Genomic DNA, 15,623 nt, shown 5'->3' on the forward strand with positions numbered 1-15,623 from the left:
CTCCTGTGGAGAGGGGATAACCTCACATAAACTCAACAATATCATCATCATTCGGCTTACCGCCGCTGAGCGCTTCATCAAAGTAGTGCTTCGGCACGGTATAGCGCAGATGATCGAGCGCAAACTGCATGCTGCGGTCGTCGATCGCGTGGCCCAGATCGTCAACAATATCCAGCGTCACATCCCCGCCCTCACGCACCAGCGCTTCCTGGGCAGCTACCGCATGCGAAAGCTCAATCACCCGATCTTCACCACCGTGAATGAGATGAATGGTGGTCTGCGTGGTCGCGCTTGTCGGTAGCGTTGCATAACGCCCGTTAAAGGCGATGACGCGTGAAGCCAGACCGGGCTGCGCTTTTACGCTTTCCAGCGACATGATTGACCCCTGCGAGAAGCCAATCAGCGCCGTTGCGTCAGCGCCTACACCGCTCTGCTGCTGCCAGTAGCGCACGATGTCGATAAACGTGGGCATGATCGCATCAATGCGCGCCTGACGGTTCTCCTCCGTCACGCCCTGAACCGGGAACCACTGCCGTCCGTCTGGACCGCACGGCTCCACGCCGCCGATGCTGACGATCAATGCTTCCGGAAAAACGGGCGCAAACCAGCGGCCAATCTGTCCCATATTGACGGCATTATCGCCCACGCCATGAAACAGGAGCAGTAACTGTTTAGCCGGTTTGTCAGGGCTTTGAACAACAAAATGGTCGTGTTTCATGGCGGTCTCCTTAATTGATGAGCAGGATTTTACGCCTCTGCGGGGTAATGACCATGCCACTTTACTGAAGAAGTCATTGAAAAAATTGCCATTGCAAAATGTCGGCTTTCAGCTGCTGGCAGCGGGAATAATCAAGGCTCTCAAGCGCTTGCGCGGTTTCACTCCGCAGTTTAGCCAGCAGCGCTTTTCGCCCCTTCTCCTCCGTCTTACCCTCTATTTTCCCGCGCAGCGCCGGGAGCGGCATGTCTGTAGCTAACACCAGCCGCGTCAGGGCAGCAACCGAGGTTGAAAATGCCCGGTGCGCAAAGGCAAACCCCGCCAGCTCCAGCCAGTCGTCACTATTAAGGGTAGCTTCCCAGGCATCGGTCACCGGGATCTTTTCGCCGTTCCAGGCTGAAAGAACGCGCATATCACGACACAGGCGCTGGTGCTCCTGCGCGCACAGGCGGTGCCCGGCCTCGCTATGCGGCAGTAAGGCCATCGCCGTGTAGCACCCGCTGCTGGCTTCCCGATGGCTGCCCATTCGCACCAGCACAAAGCCGCACTGCCGCCAGAAACGCCACAACTCGTCGGTATAGCCAAAGCTTACCGAGAGATAATCTTCACCGCTGACGTTGCGAATAAGCCGCTGGCCGATGCCTTCTCTTTGACGGTGGGGATGCACCGCAATGCGGCTAATCCGCCGCCCCTTCAGCGTCGCCGCAAGAGGCGACCCGCCGTGCGCCGCCAGTGACTGCGCCACAAGGTTCCCACGAGGACGACGAAAGCCCGCCCACACCGCGCGGCTCAGATCGGGGGGCAATCCCCCCTCTTCCACCAGCCAGAGCGCGCCCGCCATATCCGCCCCCGCGTGTGCAACCGCAAAGTGCTGGCCGGGGGCGTCCATCATCCGGCGTAAATCGAGCGGGGACGTCCGGTAGTGTGCGGCACACAGCAGTTCATACACGCTTGCCACGCGCGCCGGGTCGCTCTCCCACATCTGCGGCTCTAGCGACCGTAAACGCACGTCACCTTCCGGTTTGCGGTCAATAAGCGCGTCGTCAAACAGCAGCGTATTCGCCACTATCCGCTCAAGCGGACACCCGAACGCCCAGCGAATGGGGGTGGATAAGGTATAGCGCCGCAGCCCGCTGAACCGGGCGCAGAACTTAAGCAGAAACCCCCTGCCCGTGCCTTCATAACCCTGGACCGTGGTAGTCAGCAACACGCGGGGAAAGCGCGACACCAGCTTGTCCAGCAGCGGGCCGGGGATGGCTGCGGCTTCATCAACAATCAGCCAGTCGGCTTCTGTCGTGGAGGCCAGCAGCGCATCCGGGGCCATAAAGTGAAAACGCCCGCCAGCGAAGCGCGCAATGACATCCGTTGCCCCTTTGGCCGGTGCAGTGACCACCGCACTCCCCTGAATGCTGTTGAGCAGCATCCCCGCGAGGGCTGACTTTCCGCGCCCCCGCGGTGCCGTCACGGCAGCGACGCCCGCAGGCATGGTCAGAAGCACGTCGAGGATCTCCGCCTGCTCGCGCTGCGGCTCGCCGCTGGCTGGCTGCCAGGCGGGCGAATCCGGCGCAGCGGGAAGAGAGAGAGGACGGTGCTGTTGCCAGACGATCGCATCCGCATCGGCGGCAAGCGTCCGGCAAAAATGGTGAACGAAGCGCGGGGTGGCGATGGGTTCCGCGCTGTCGCTCCAGCGCACGGAATCGCCGTCGGGCTTGTCGGCCCAGTCAGCGAGAGGCGGCACCAGCAGCACCAGCAGGCTTCCGGCGCGCAGCGTCCCGCTGAGTGCGGCAAAGGCTGAAACATCAAACCCGGCACGCGCGTCAAAAACGGCGTGCAGGTATTCTCGCCCCAGCATCCCGCTAACGGCTTTTGAGGGATTCTCCTCCAGCCACAGCCAGTCTCCCGGCAAGGCATCACGCAGGCCAGCCGCCTGGCTCAACGTCCATTGTTCATCGCCAGAGAGCACCACCAGACGGCGGTGCCCGGTACGCTCAAGCTCGCGCGTCAGATGTTCAAACGACACCATCACATGGCTTTGCCGAAGGTATTACACTGGGCCGGATCGCCGCTGTCAAAGCCGCGCTTGAACCAGCTGTAGCGCTGCTGTGACGTACCGTGAGTGAAGCTGTCCGGCACGACATGACCCTGGCTCTGCTGCTGCAAACGGTCGTCGCCGATGGCCTCAGCCGCGTTTAATGCCTCTTCAAGATCCCCGGATTCCAGCACGCCCTGCTGCTGCATGCTATGGCCCCAGACGCCCGCGAAGCAGTCCGCCTGCAGTTCCATTTTGACGGAAAGGCGGTTCACTTCGGCCTGAGACGCGTTCTGCTGCAGCTGGCGCACTTTGGGCTCAATCCCCAGCAGCTTTTGCACGTGATGGCCGACTTCATGCGCGATAACGTAGCCCTGAGCAAAATCACCGTCAGCGCCAAGCTTGCGTTTCATGTCATCGTAAAAAGAGAGATCGATATAGACGGTGCCGTCTGCCGGGCAGTAGAACGGCCCCATAACAGATTGCCCGGTACCGCATCCGGTGCGGGTTGCGCCCCGGTACATCACCAGCTTCGGCTGCTGGTAGGTGCGCCCCATCTTCTCGAACTGCTGACTCCAGGTGTCTTCAGTTGTGGCGAGAATAACGGAGGTAAATTTGGCCGCTTCATCTTCATTCGGGCTGATGGAGTGCTGAGACTGTTGCTGCTGCAGCGGTTGACCGGTCATCAGACCGGTGAGGTCGACGCCGTAATACCCTGCGACCAGCACCACAATCAGCAGGATGATACCGCCCTTGCCGCTGGGTAAGCGGAAGCCGGGCCCGCCCATTGAAGGACCGCCGCCACCATCACTGCGTCTGTCTTCTACATTGTCACTTTCACGACGCCCTTGCCAGCGCATAACCACCTCGAACTATTCCATTAATAATAGCTATGATCGTAGGCGGTTAACGGCAAGATTACCATAGGAAACAAAGGTAAGACGCCAAAGGATGCGAACATCCTTTGGCAACTGAGGGACTTAGTCGAGCTTAACGCCTAAACGGTGAGCTACCGCCTCGTAGGCTTCAATCAGGCCACCCAGGCTCTGACGGAAACGGTCTTTGTCCATTTTATCCAGGGTTTCTTTATCCCACAGGCGGCTGCCGTCCGGGGAGAACTCGTCGCCCAGCACCACTTCACCTTTGAACAGACCAAACTCCAGCTTGAAGTCGACGAGGATCAGGCCCGCGTCATCAAACAGCTTTTTCAGCACGTCGTTGGCTTTGTAGGTCAGTTCCTGCATGCGCGCCAGGTTCTCTTTGCTCACCCAGCCGAAGGTTTCGCAGTAGGATTCGTTGACCATTGGGTCGTGCATGGCATCGTTTTTCAGGAACAGGTCGAACAGCGGTGGATTCAGCTCGATACCTTCTTCAATGCCCAGACGCTTCACCAGGGAGCCTGCCGCACGGTTACGAATCACGCACTCAACCGGAACCATATCCAGTTTTTTCACCAGACATTCCGTATCGGACAGCAACGCTTCCATCTGGGTCGGGATACCCGCTTCGGCCAGTTTGGTCATAATGAAGTGGTTGAACTTGTTGTTCACCATGCCTTTACGATCGAACTGCTCAATGCGGGCGCCATCCCCTGCTGACGTATCATTGCGGAACTCGAGCACCAACAGATCCGGGTTCTCCGTGCTGTATACGGTCTTCGCTTTGCCACGATACAACTCAGCTTGCTTCTGCATCTTCATTACTCCTGGTGTGATAATTTGCGTTCAAAACGAGGTATATTATGCCACGCACACGTTTGCGTAGCACGAAAATAAAAAGGGCGGGATTAACCCGCCCTCGTATTTATTTGCTGAATGCTGCCTGGAAGACAGCGACCAGCGCATCGTTCTGCGCCTGGGTCAGCGTGTGACCTTTTGGATCGATAAACTGCAGGCTGCTGCGGTTATCGAGATCACCTACCTGAATCTTGTAATCACCGGAGGCAAGCTGAGGATCTTTGGCGCCCAGCTCCTGCCACGCGCTGTCGGACAGCGGCTTATAGGTCGCCGTCATGCTGCCGGTTGAACGGGTGCTGTCGGTCACTTTCATGCCCACTTTTTCCAGCGTCGCTGGCAGGCGCTGCCAGGTCTGGTTAAACGGTGCACGCACCACCAGCATTGGCAGGCCGGTGTCATCCGCGCCGCTCTGAACGTCGTAAGTGACGCCGTTACGGTTCTGCGCGGCGTTGGCGGCATCGGTAGCAGTCTTATCCAGACCTGCGGCGATCACGTTCAGCATTTCAGTGCTGTAACGCTGCATAGAGGCGGCATCCGCAACCGGTTTACCCGCCTGCTCCAGGTTCAACAGCTTAACGTTAACTGCCTGCTGGTAACCCTGTGGTTTCACGGAGACCTGATAGCGTCCACGGTACTGCTGATCTTCATCAAGACGGTTCCACTCGATCCAGTCGGTGGTTAACGTCTGGCTGGCGTCATCGCGCTTATCAATGGTGTAATTCTTCGCCTGAATAACGCTGACGACCTGTGGCCACAGATTGCTTCCGCGCGCGCTTTCAACCAGCAGAGACGCCGTATCACCGGTGAACTGGGTACGCGCCCCGCTTACCAGCGCCAGAGGCTGTGCTGGCGGACGAATATCAAGCGCTTTACCAACCAGGCCGCTGCCGTTGGTCACGGGAATATTATAATCGCCGTTTTGGATCGGCAGGATCATACCAGCCGGTGCATGAAGTTCAGCAAGCGGGGTCGCATCCAGATAGGATTCATCACCGCTCACCTGGCGCTTGTAGCGCGAGTCTGAACTACAGGCAGCGAGCAGCATAACAAGCGAAACACTCGCAACCTTCGCCAGGCGCGACTTCTGTACTGAATAAGCCATCAAATCTCCCTAAACTTTACAGCAAACCGGCATGCTTCAGCGCTGCCCTGACGATGTCGCGACCGTGGTCGGTAATCGGTGTCATTGGCAAACGCAGCGTATCGGATGCTACAAGCCCCAACTCCTTACACGCCCATTTCACTGGGATCGGATTGGGTTCGACAAATAATTTATTGTGCAACGGCATCAGACGCTGATTAATGACACGCGCTTCATTATAATGACCGGCTGCGGCCAGTTTGCACATTTCAGCCATATCGCGCGCCGCAACGTTCGCCGTTACGGAGATCACGCCATGACCACCAAGCTGCATAAAGTCCAGCGAGGTCGCATCATCACCACTCAACAGGATAAAGTCGTCTGAAACCAGCTCTTTGATCTGATGAACGCGGCTTAAGTTCCCTGTCGCCTCTTTAATACCGATAATATTTTTTACTTCCGAGAGACGACCAACGGTTTCCGGCAGCATATCGCAGCCGGTACGGGACGGCACATTATACAGAATTTGTGGCAAGTCAGTATGTTCAGCGATGGCTTTGAAGTGCTGGAACAAACCTTCCTGAGTAGGACGGTTGTAGTAAGGGGTGACCGTCAGACAGCCCACGATGCCGCTGTCGTTAAAACGTTTGGTCAGGCTGATCGCTTCTGCGGTCGCATTAGCACCTGTCCCCGCAATGACCGGAATACGTCCGTCAGCCAGTTCCAGGGTCAGCATAACCACATCGCCGTGCTCTTCGTGGCTCAGCGTTGCAGATTCACCGGTAGTCCCTACCGAAACGATCGCCGAGGTTCCATTGGCGACATGGTAATCAATCAGCTTTTTCATGCTGGACCGGCAGACATTACCTTTTTCATCCATCGGTGTAACAAGCGCGACAATACTTCCCGTGAACATGAGCCATCCTCTGTGCGAACAAGAGCCTCAATGGTACGTTTGGAACTGTAATAAAAGCAAGCGACCTGAGGCCCTCTGGCGGTTGTATGCACGTTTTTTTTATGCTTTCCTTAGGAAGACTTAACCATGCAAAGGAAGAACAGGTTTGACAACCTCATCACAACATTACCTGGTTATCACCGCGCTGGGTGCCGACAGGCCGGGTATCGTGAACACCATCACCCGTCACGTGAGCAGCTGCGGCTGTAACATCGAAGACAGCCGCCTGGCGATGCTCGGCGAAGAGTTCACGTTTATCATGCTGCTGTCCGGAACATGGAATGCCATTACCCTTATTGAATCCACCCTGCCGCTGAAAGGCGCGGAGCTGGATTTGCTGATCGTCATGAAGCGCACCACCGCGCGCCCGCGTCCGGCCATGCCCGCGACCGTCTGGGTGCAGGTTGAAGTCCCTGATTCTCCGCATCTGATTGAGCGCTTTACCGCGCTGTTCGACAGCCATCAGATGAACATTGCCGAACTCGTCTCCCGCACGCAGCCGGGCGACGAAAGCACCGTTCCCACGCTCTTTATTCAAATTACCGCACACAGCCCTGCCTCGCAGGATGCGTCAAATATCGAGCAAGCGTTCAAAGCCCTCTGTACAGGATTAAACGCGCAGGGCAGTATAAGCGTCGTCAATTATTCGCAGCACGAACAGGATGGAGTTGAGTAATGAATCCACTGAAAGCCGGTGACATCGCACCGAAATTTAGCTTACCGGATCAAGACGGTGAGCAAGTAAATTTGACCGACTTCCAGGGACAGCGTGTTCTGGTCTATTTCTACCCGAAAGCCATGACCCCCGGCTGCACCGTACAGGCCTGCGGCTTACGCGACAACATGGACGAGTTGAAGAAAGTCGGCGTGGAAGTGCTGGGAATCAGCACGGATAAACCAGAAAAGCTGTCACGATTTGCGGAAAAAGAGCTGCTGAACTTCACGCTGCTTTCCGACGAAGACCACCAGGTCTGCGAGCAGTTCGGCGTCTGGGGTGAAAAGACCTTTATGGGTAAAACCTACGACGGCATTCACCGCATCAGCTTCCTGATTGACGCTGACGGTAAAGTTGAACATGTGTTTGACGACTTCAAAACCAGCAACCACCACGACGTGGTGTTGAACTGGCTGAAACAAAGCGCCTGATAAACAGCAAAACGGCAACCCAGGTTGCCGTTTTTAGTGTTTTCCCCCTCTCCCTGTGGAAGAGGCTCGGGGTGAGGGCATCAGGCCGCACAAAAACTACTTCTCCTCCACCGCAGGCACATCCGGCCACGCGTGCACCACCGCTTTAATCAACGTCGCCAGCGGAATGGCAAAGAACACGCCCCAGAACCCCCACAGCCCGCCGAAAATCACCACCGACAGGATAATCACCAGCGGATGCAGGTTCACGGCCTCGGAGAACAGCACCGGCACCAGCAGGTTACCGTCCAGCCCCTGAATAATCAGGTATACCGCAAAGCAGCTCCAGAACTCGGTACCCAGACCAAACTGGAACAGCGCAACGCCCACCACCGGAATGGTTACCACAAACGCGCCGATATACGGGATCAGAACCGAAAATCCGACCAGTACCGCCAGCAGCAGCGAGTAGTTCAGGCCGAAGATCAGGAAGCCAATCCAGGTCGCCACGCCCACCACGATCATCTCCAGCACCTTGCCGCGAATGTAGTTGGTGATCTGCTGGTTCATCTCCTGCCAGACCTGCCCGGCCAGCCCGCGATTGCGCGGCAGCACGCGGCGTACCGCGTTCAGCATCTGCTCTTTGTCCTTGACCAGGAAGAACACCATTAGCGGCACGAGCACAAGATAGACGGCCAGCGTCAGCAGCCCCACCAGCGAGGCCAGAGAGTATTTCACCACCGAATCGCCCATCGTCATGATGCGGGCGCGCATGTTTTCGGCCATCGCATCTATGATCCCCGCATCCATCAGCGCGGGGTAACGACGCGGCAGCGTGGCGGCGAAATCAGACAGCTTGTTCAACATGCCGGGCATATCGCGGATCAGGTAGATCCCCTGCTGCCAGGCAACCGGCATCACCACAAATGCCATCAGCAGCAGAATGCCGACAAACAGCACCAGCACGATGCTGGTCGCCCAGCGGCGCGAACAGCCGATATGTTCCAGGCGCGCCGTTGGCCACTCCAGCAGGTATGCGAGCACAATCGCCACCAGCAGAGGGGCGAGCAGGCCGCTGAAGAAGAACAGAATACCGAACCCGGCAACCAGAATAACCAGCAAAGCAATGGCTTCCGGGTCACTGAACCGACGCCGATACCACTGCATTAACATTTCGAGCATACAACCCTTCCCTGAATCGATTGGCGGGAGTGAGACGGTGAATTGTATCTAACTGTCACAAAAAAGACTTTCGCTTTTTGTATCCCTGTCACAATCCGCAAAAGCCTGATGAATGGGATTTTCTTCATGCGGTAACACGGCTACACTCGCAGGGCAGCAGAGATGAACGATATGCCGGTTCATCGGTCAAATTAGCACCTCCAACATACAGGACAGTGGTTATGTTCAGGCAGTTGAGAAAAACACTGGTTGCAACACTGATTGCCGCAGTGACGGTCGGTCAGGTGTTGCCCGCTTTCGCTGACTCGTCCGATTCATTGCCGGACATGGGCACCACGGCAGGAAGCACGCTCTCTATCGGGCAAGAGATGCAGATGGGTGATTACTATGTGCGCCAGCTGCGCGGTAGCGCCCCGCTGATCAACGACCCTTTGCTGGTGCAGTACATTAACGGGCTGGGGATGCGCCTGGTGGCGCACGCCGACTCGGTAAAAACGCCCTTCCACTTCTATTTGATTAATAACGACGAAATCAACGCCTTCGCCTTCTTCGGCGGAAACGTGGTGCTGCATTCGGCGTTATTCCGTTACTCAGACAACGAAAGCCAGCTGGCTTCGGTAATGGCGCACGAAATTTCGCACGTTACCCAGCGCCACCTCGCGCGTGCAATGGAAGACCAGAAGCGTAACGCCCCGCTCACCTGGGTGGGCGCACTGGGCTCTATTCTGCTGGCGATGGCCAGCCCGCAGGCCGGGATGGCGGCCCTGACCGGTACGCTTGCAGGAACGCGTCAGGGGATGATCAGCTTCACCCAGCAAAACGAGCAGGAAGCTGACCGCATCGGCATTCAGGTTTTACAGCGCTCCGGCTTTGACCCGCAGGCCATGCCGAGCTTCCTGGAAAAACTGCTCGACCAGGCACGGTATTCTTCCCGTCCGCCGGAAATTTTGCTCACCCACCCGCTGCCGGAAAGCCGTCTCTCGGACGCACGCAACCGTGCCAACCAGATGCGCCCGGTGGTCGTGCAGTCTTCGCAGGACTTCTACATGGCGAAAGTAAGAACGCTCGGCATGTACAACTCCGGACGTAACCAGCTCACCAGCGATCTGCTGGATACCCTGGCGAAAGGCAACGTGCGGGAAAAAAATGCCGCGCAGTATGGTCAGGCGCTACAGGCGATGGAAGCCAGTAAATACGACGAGGCGCGTAAAGCGCTGCAGCCGCTGCTGGCAGCCGACCCGAACAATCCGTGGTATCTCGATCTCTCGACGGATATCGATCTGGGGCAGAAAAAAGCCACTGATGCGATTAACCGCCTGAAAGGGGCGAAAGACATACGGACCAACCCGGTGCTGCAGCTTAACCTGGCGAACGCTTACTTGCAGGGCGGTCAGCCTGCGCAGGCCGTAACCATTCTGAACCGCTACACGTTTAACAATAAAGACGACCAGAACGGCTGGGAGCTGCTCGCTCAGACACAGGGGCAACTGGGTAACCGCGATCAGGAACTGGCGGCGCGTGCTGAAGGGCTGGCGCTGGCGGGCCGTCTCGATCAGGCTATTTCCCTGCTCAGCAGCGCCAGCTCGCAGGTGAAGCTCGGCAGCCTGCAGCAGGCCCGCTACGACGCGCGTATCGACCAGCTGCGCGGCCTGCAACAACGCTTTAAGCCGTACGAGAAGATGTAATAAAGGAGAAGTCATGACAGACGCGGTACAAATTTACCATAACCCTCGCTGCTCCAAGAGCCGCGACACCCTCAGCCTGCTGAAATCTAACGGCATCGACCCGGAAGTGGTGCTGTATCTGGAGACGCCGCCGGACGCGCAGACGATCCGCGAGCTGCTGCACATGCTGGGGATGGGCAGCGCGCGCGAACTGATGCGTCAGAAAGAGGATCTGTATAAATCGCTTAATCTGGATGACAACCGCCTCACCGAGGCTGAGCTGGTACAGGCGATGGTCGACAATCCAAAGCTGATTGAGCGCCCGATTGTGGTGGCGAACGGCAAGGCGCGCATTGGCCGTCCGCCGGAAGATGTGCTCGACATCCTCTAGTCCTTACGCCGCAGCGCTTCCAGAAACGCCTGCGGCGTACTCTCTCCCAGCTTTTTCTGCGTTTTGCCCCGGTTATAAAACTCGCACAGCGCGATCAACACCTCTCCCGCCGGTTCATCATTCACGCGAGGAATAACATCGCCTAATGGCACCGCTACCTGAAGCGCGTTGTGTTTTTGGGGATGCGTTTTGACAGCCACATCTTTTGCAGCCTCCGTCAGCTCAAAACCAAAAGTCTCAATAGATTGTATATTAGCCGGACAGTCATCAAGCAGCGCCCGCGTCCAGGTATTGAGCAACTGGGGCGACAGTCCCGAATAGAGCCGGGCATAACACCAGCCGCTCACCGGTTCGCGCGCCCAGAGCAGGTGTTGTTCACCCCCATCGTCCATGTGCAGGGATAGAGGCAGATGATGGAGCATCAGCGTATGCGGCCGCATGCCAGCCTTCAGCGCTTTTATTCCCTGCAATGGCCCCCCTTTTAGCTTCGCGGAGGCCGGTTTGAGATAGCGATTCAGCGTTGCCCTTGAAACGCGGATCCCCAGCACGTCGTTAACCATCTGCAGCAGTTCATCTAACGGCGCCCCTGAGATGTCGCGCAGCGCATTCACCAGCGCCACCTGCTCCTGTCTCAACGCTTTGTGTATCACTTTTGGCGTGGTGTGGTTATCCGAAACCTGGTCGCGGTTGCGCCAGCGCCTGACGGTCGTGACCGAGATCCCCAGCTCAATGGCAAGCTCTCTGTCGCTTTTATCTGACTGTTGCAGATAGCGGCGGATGCGCGGCGTGGTGGTCGCATTGGCGTGAAGTTTAATTTCCATCGCAACAATTCCGTTAACTAATCATATGAGATTTATATAACACAGGCGATTGCTTTGTGACCGGTTTCACCTTTCGCTCGCCGCGCTTCACTGATAATCCACAGACATAACATAAACAACACCCCTCAATCTTGTACGGAGTTCACAATGAACAATGTTCTGGGATTTCTTGAAGCAAAACTGATGCCCCTGGCGGCGAAAACGGCCCAGCAGCGTCATCTCGGGGCCATTCGCGGTGCCTACGTGTCATTCATGCCGTTTATTATCGTCGGCTCCATTCTGCTGGTTATCTCCTCCTTCCCTAACCAGGCCTATCAGCAGTTTATGTCTCAGGCCTTTGGCGAGAGCTGGAGCGCGATTATTGAAATTCCATTCAACGCGGTGTTCTCCACCATGTCGCTGTTCATCAGCTTTCTGGTCGCCTTCCGCCTGGCGGAACACTACGGCGAGGACCGCATCTCCTGCGGCATTCTGGCGCTGGTCGCGTTTCTGATCCTGACGCCGTTTATTAAGGTGGCGGAAAACGGCGGTATTACCGTGATGCCGGTGGAGTGGATTGGCAGCAAAGGATTGTTCGTGGCGATGATCGGCTCGCTGCTCTGGACGGAGCTGTTCTGCTGGCTGAAGCGCAAAAATCTGGTCATTAAAATGCCGGACGGCGTGCCTCCTGCGGTGCAGGAGTCGTTCGCGGCGCTAATCCCCGCCCTGCTGGTGATGATTCTGGTGCTGGGTATCCGCATCGTCTTCGAAAACACTCACTACAACACCATCCACCAGTTTATTTATGAAGTGGTTGCTACCCCGGTGCGCCACTACGGCACCTCCTATTTTGGTGCGCTGATGACCGTCTTCAGCATCACCATTCTCTGGTCAGTGGGCATTAACTCCGGCTCGATGATTAACGGCATCATTCGTCCGCTGTGGATGGAAAACCAGACCGACAACATCGCCGCGATCCAGGCGGGGACGACGCCGCCGCACATTATCACGGAACAGTTTTTTGACATGATCTGGATGGGCGGCGCGGGTGCCACGCTGTCGCTGGTGATTGCGATGCTGATTTTCGCCCGCAGTAAAAACATGCGCGAAGTGGCACGCCTCGGCGCCGGGGCGTCAGTATTTAACATCAACGAGCCGATTCTGTTTGGCCTGCCGGTGATCATGAACCCGATCATGCTTATTCCGTTCAACCTGGTGCCGCTGGTGCTGGTCACCGTGCAGTATGCGGCGATGAAGGTTGGCGCGGTCGCCGTCACCACCGGGGTGTTTATCCCCTGGACGCTGCCGCCGGTGATCAGCGGTTTTATCGTCACCGGACACCTGAGCGGCAGCGTGATGCAGCTGATCAACCTGCTGATTGGCGCCATGCTGTACCTGCCTTTCATGCGTATCGTGGACAAACAGTACCGCGCGGCGGAAATTGCCACCGTTACGCAAACCGACACCACCCTTGCAAAACAGGAGTAAAGCATGTGGGGAATTATCGCAACCTGGCGAATGGCGCTTGAAGGGGTAACGGAATCTGCGTCTGCCCTGGCGGCGGGAAAACCGGTCGCTACGGCGGTGGTTGATGCCGTCACCGCCGTCGAAGACTTTCCGTTTTATAAATCCGTCGGCTACGGCGGGCTACCGACCGAAAACGGCGAAGTCGAGCTGGATGCGGCATTCATGGACGGCGACACGCTGGCGTTCGGTGCCGTGGGGAACCTGGTGGATATCGCCAACCCGGTGCGCGTGGCGCACGCGCTCAGCCGCCAGCGCTACAACAGCCTGCTGGTCGGCCAGGGCGCGCGTGAATGGGCACTAAGTCAGGGCTTTGCCGACAAAAGCATGCTCACCGAACGGGCTATGCAGCACTACCGCAAACGCTGCCGCGAGACGCTGGATAAAGGCTTAAGCCCGTACGACGGACACGACACCGTCGGCATTATCGGCCTCGATAAGCAGGGGTCGATGAGCGTTGCCACCTCCACCAGCGGCCTGTTTATGAAAAAACGCGGCCGCATTGGGGATTCGCCGATTATCGGCTCCGGCTTTTACTGCGACAGCGAAACCGGCGCGGCCACCGCTACGGGCGTCGGTGAAGATCTGATGAAAGGCTGCACGAGCTACGAAATTGTTCGTCGCATGGCGCAGGGTATGACGCCGCAGCAGGCGGCAGACTCCGTGGTGTTCGAGCTGGAAGACAAGCTGATGTCGCGCTTCGGTCGCGTGGGCGATCTCTCCGTGGTGTGCATGAACAACAGGGGCGAATTTGGCGCCGCCACTAACATCAAAACCTTCTCGTTTGTGGTGGCGACGGCCCGTCAGCCCCTCACCGTTTTTCGTACCGAGCGCCAGCGGGAGAAAACGCACTATCACGCCGTGGACGAAGAGTGGATGCAGGCCTACGCCGCGCGGATCCGCGCACCGATTGAGGAGTCATGATGATCGCGTATCAGTTTATCACCGCGCTTTCTGACGCGAAGCCACGAAGCCATTTAATCGCCCGCGTCTCCTGTGCGCAGTTGCCGCAAACCGCGCTTGTTGCGGAAATGCGTGACTCTGACGGCATCGCGGACACCCGCTTTGGCTGCGCGCCCTTTGCGCGCATCACCCTGCTGCCGGATGCGCTCTGGCATGACGCGCTCACTGAAGGCCTGCTTACCGCCCTGCGACCGCTGATTGCCTCTCCCGTCAGCGCAGATATCGTGCTGGACGTGACGGATATCGACGAGGTGGTGCTGGCGCAGGTGCTGCGTTTTCTCTTTAATCAGGCGCACAGGCTGAGCGATTTACAGCTGAAAAAAACCAGTGAGTGCGTTCGTATTAAGCACATCACCGCCCTCTGCCTGCCGGAACAGCAGGCGAAGCTGGAAACTATTTTCCGCCAGCAGCAGGCCATCGCTCACGGCATGGTCGCAGCGCGTCGCCTGGCGGATATACCGTCCGATCGCTGTACGCCGCAGTTTATGGTCGAAGAGGCGCAAAAACTGTGTGCCGCCTACCCTGCCCTGCGCTGCGAGGTGCTGAACGAAAAGGCTATTGTTGAGCAGGGTCTTGGGCTGCTGAACGCCGTCGGCAAAGGGGCGACCTGCCCGCCACGTCTGCTGGCTATTCATTACGACGGCATTTCTGACGGCCCGGTGCGCTGCTACGTAGGTAAAGGCATTACCTTCGATACCGGCGGCCTGTGGCTGAAGGAAGGCGCAGGCATGTACACCATGAAATACGACATGTGCGGTGCGGCCAACGTGCTGGGGCTGATGCTGACCGTAGCAGAGCTGGCGCTGCCCGTACGCATCATGGGCGTGCTGGCGCTGGCGGAAAACGCCATCGGACCGGACGCCATGCAGCCCGGCTCGGTAGCAACGGCCTGCAACGGCATGACGGTTGAAATCAACAACACCGACGCCGAAGGCCGACTGGTGCTGGCGGATGCCATCGCCTGGGCCAGCCAGCGCCATCCGCAGGCGCGCTATATCATTGATATGGCGACCTTAACCGGTGCGGTGGTGAAAGCGCTGGGGTATGAGCTGAGCGGGCTGATGACGCAGGATGAACCGCTGCGCGCCGCGTTGACGCAGGCGGGAAAACGGAGCGGTGACGAGGTGTGGTCCCTGCCGCTGGATGCGCGGCTGAAAAAGCAGACCGACAGCGCGATTGCCGATCTGTGCAACACCCCGACAAACAACGCGGCAATCAGCGCCTCTGCGGCGTGGCTGCTTCACCATTTTTGCCCGCAGACGATCCCGTGGGCGCATCTGGACATCAGCGGCACGGCGCTGTGGCGCGAGAACGGCAGGAGCGTGGCGTCAGGAAGGCCGATTCCGCTGCTGGTGGAGCACTTGGTGGGGGATCTTTAGCCGGGTGACGGCTGCGCCTTACCCGGCCTACAAGGGGAGCGGTTTTCGTAGGCCCGGTAAGGCGTAGCCGCCACCGGGC

General features: G+C 57.9%; 15 protein-coding genes. 7 read left to right on the top strand and 8 right to left on the bottom strand.

The genetic code is table 11. From position 1 onward, the window contains the following. Window positions 1-22 precede the first annotated feature (22 nt). The 6 genes from ypfH to dapA form a co-directional block, all read right to left on the bottom strand. Entirely contained in the window at window positions 23-718 is a 696-nt protein-coding gene (gene ypfH, locus IM294_RS17355) for an esterase (RefSeq protein WP_028014017.1), read from the bottom strand. Between the two features lie 73 nt (window positions 719-791). Then, window positions 792-2,738 (bottom strand): tRNA(Met) cytidine acetyltransferase TmcA, encoded by a 1,947-nt coding sequence (locus IM294_RS17360; protein WP_126818727.1) that lies wholly within the window; start codon window positions 2,736-2,738, stop codon window positions 792-794. Next, window positions 2,738-3,604 (bottom strand): neutral zinc metallopeptidase, encoded by an 867-nt coding sequence (locus IM294_RS17365; protein ID WP_028014019.1) that lies wholly within the window; start codon window positions 3,602-3,604, stop codon window positions 2,738-2,740. Before IM294_RS17365 ends, IM294_RS17360 begins: the two co-directional genes overlap by 1 nt. A gap of 120 nt (window positions 3,605-3,724) precedes the next feature. After that, window positions 3,725-4,438, bottom strand: a complete 714-nt coding sequence (gene purC / locus IM294_RS17370) for a phosphoribosylaminoimidazolesuccinocarboxamide synthase (RefSeq protein ID WP_023332985.1) — start codon at window positions 4,436-4,438, stop codon at window positions 3,725-3,727. A 109-nt stretch (window positions 4,439-4,547) separates the two neighbouring features. Next, a complete protein-coding gene (bamC, locus tag IM294_RS17375; RefSeq protein WP_028014020.1) occupies window positions 4,548-5,582 on the bottom strand; it encodes an outer membrane protein assembly factor BamC in 1,035 nt (344 codons plus the stop codon). 16 nt (window positions 5,583-5,598) lie between these two features. Beyond that, window positions 5,599-6,477 (bottom strand): 4-hydroxy-tetrahydrodipicolinate synthase, encoded by an 879-nt coding sequence (dapA, locus tag IM294_RS17380; RefSeq protein WP_028014021.1) that lies wholly within the window; start codon window positions 6,475-6,477, stop codon window positions 5,599-5,601. Window positions 6,478-6,622: 145 nt separating this feature from the next. Here dapA and IM294_RS17385 point away from each other — a divergent pair, with 145 nt between their 5' ends. Together IM294_RS17385 and bcp are read left to right on the top strand one after the other, a co-directional pair. Further along, window positions 6,623-7,192, top strand: a complete 570-nt coding sequence (locus tag IM294_RS17385; RefSeq protein WP_126818717.1) for a glycine cleavage system transcriptional repressor — start codon at window positions 6,623-6,625, stop codon at window positions 7,190-7,192. Further along, entirely contained in the window at window positions 7,192-7,662 is a 471-nt protein-coding gene (gene bcp / locus IM294_RS17390) for a thioredoxin-dependent thiol peroxidase (protein WP_014171119.1), read from the top strand. Before IM294_RS17385 ends, bcp begins: the two co-directional genes overlap by 1 nt. 96 nt (window positions 7,663-7,758) lie before the next feature. Here the strand turns inward: bcp and IM294_RS17395 are convergent, their stop codons facing one another. Further along, window positions 7,759-8,823 carry an AI-2E family transporter gene (locus IM294_RS17395; protein WP_028014023.1) on the bottom strand — a complete coding sequence of 355 codons (1,065 nt, stop codon included), beginning with the start codon at window positions 8,821-8,823 and terminating at the stop codon, window positions 7,759-7,761. A 221-nt stretch (window positions 8,824-9,044) separates the two neighbouring features. Between IM294_RS17395 and bepA the strand changes: the two genes are divergently transcribed. Both bepA and arsC read left to right on the top strand, forming a co-directional pair. Further along, window positions 9,045-10,508, top strand: coding sequence for a beta-barrel assembly-enhancing protease (gene bepA, locus IM294_RS17400; RefSeq protein ID WP_193360370.1), 1,464 nt, complete (start codon window positions 9,045-9,047; stop codon window positions 10,506-10,508). Between the two features lie 13 nt (window positions 10,509-10,521). Beyond that, window positions 10,522-10,878 carry an arsenate reductase (glutaredoxin) gene (gene arsC / locus IM294_RS17405; protein ID WP_126818715.1) on the top strand — a complete coding sequence of 119 codons (357 nt, stop codon included), beginning with the start codon at window positions 10,522-10,524 and terminating at the stop codon, window positions 10,876-10,878. On the opposite strand, the gene IM294_RS17410 is transcribed toward arsC, so the two are convergent. After that, entirely contained in the window at window positions 10,875-11,699 is an 825-nt protein-coding gene (locus tag IM294_RS17410) for an XRE family transcriptional regulator (protein ID WP_126818714.1), read from the bottom strand. The two genes, arsC and IM294_RS17410, sit on opposite strands and share 4 nt — an antisense overlap. Window positions 11,700-11,846: 147 nt before the next feature. Here IM294_RS17410 and celB point away from each other — a divergent pair, with 147 nt between their 5' ends. Genes celB through IM294_RS17425 form a run of 3 tightly spaced genes read left to right on the top strand, consistent with a single transcriptional unit; the run spans window position 11,847 to window position 15,544 of the window. After that, the gene (gene celB / locus IM294_RS17415) at window positions 11,847-13,166 is read left to right on the top strand and encodes a PTS cellobiose transporter subunit IIC (RefSeq protein WP_047368073.1); all 1,320 of its coding nucleotides are present in this window, start codon (window positions 11,847-11,849) and stop codon (window positions 13,164-13,166) included. 3 nt (window positions 13,167-13,169) lie between these two features. Beyond that, window positions 13,170-14,126, top strand: a complete 957-nt coding sequence (locus tag IM294_RS17420) for a N(4)-(beta-N-acetylglucosaminyl)-L-asparaginase (protein ID WP_126818712.1) — start codon at window positions 13,170-13,172, stop codon at window positions 14,124-14,126. Then, complete coding sequence (locus IM294_RS17425) at window positions 14,126-15,544, top strand: M17 family metallopeptidase (RefSeq protein WP_126818726.1); 1,419 nt, start codon at window positions 14,126-14,128, stop codon at window positions 15,542-15,544. The genes IM294_RS17420 and IM294_RS17425 overlap by 1 nt, the downstream gene beginning before the upstream one ends. Window positions 15,545-15,623: the final 79 nt, after the last annotated feature.

This window comes from Enterobacter cloacae complex sp. P43RS (genome assembly GCF_014930585.1).
GTDB lineage: Bacteria > Pseudomonadota > Gammaproteobacteria > Enterobacterales > Enterobacteriaceae > Enterobacter > Enterobacter bugandensis.

Bases quoted from the DNA above. Each gene is read 5' to 3' on its own strand.
- dapA (WP_028014021.1), bottom strand. From the start codon at position 6,477: ATGTTCACGGGAAGTATTGTCGCGCTTGTTACACCGATGGATGAAAAA.
- bepA (WP_193360370.1), top strand. From the start codon at position 9,045: ATGTTCAGGCAGTTGAGAAAAACACTGGTTGCAACACTGATTGCCGCA.
- IM294_RS17365 (WP_028014019.1), bottom strand. From the start codon at position 3,604: ATGCGCTGGCAAGGGCGTCGTGAAAGTGACAATGTAGAAGACAGACGC.
- IM294_RS17420 (WP_126818712.1), top strand. From the start codon at position 13,170: ATGTGGGGAATTATCGCAACCTGGCGAATGGCGCTTGAAGGGGTAACG.
- arsC (WP_126818715.1), top strand. From the start codon at position 10,522: ATGACAGACGCGGTACAAATTTACCATAACCCTCGCTGCTCCAAGAGC.
- IM294_RS17425 (WP_126818726.1), top strand. From the start codon at position 14,126: ATGATCGCGTATCAGTTTATCACCGCGCTTTCTGACGCGAAGCCACGA.
- bamC (WP_028014020.1), bottom strand. From the start codon at position 5,582: ATGGCTTATTCAGTACAGAAGTCGCGCCTGGCGAAGGTTGCGAGTGTT.
- celB (WP_047368073.1), top strand. From the start codon at position 11,847: ATGAACAATGTTCTGGGATTTCTTGAAGCAAAACTGATGCCCCTGGCG.
- purC (WP_023332985.1), bottom strand. From the start codon at position 4,438: ATGCAGAAGCAAGCTGAGTTGTATCGTGGCAAAGCGAAGACCGTATAC.
- IM294_RS17395 (WP_028014023.1), bottom strand. From the start codon at position 8,823: ATGCTCGAAATGTTAATGCAGTGGTATCGGCGTCGGTTCAGTGACCCG.
- IM294_RS17360 (WP_126818727.1), bottom strand. From the start codon at position 2,738: ATGGTGTCGTTTGAACATCTGACGCGCGAGCTTGAGCGTACCGGGCAC.
- IM294_RS17410 (WP_126818714.1), bottom strand. From the start codon at position 11,699: ATGGAAATTAAACTTCACGCCAATGCGACCACCACGCCGCGCATCCGC.
- bcp (WP_014171119.1), top strand. From the start codon at position 7,192: ATGAATCCACTGAAAGCCGGTGACATCGCACCGAAATTTAGCTTACCG.
- ypfH (WP_028014017.1), bottom strand. From the start codon at position 718: ATGAAACACGACCATTTTGTTGTTCAAAGCCCTGACAAACCGGCTAAA.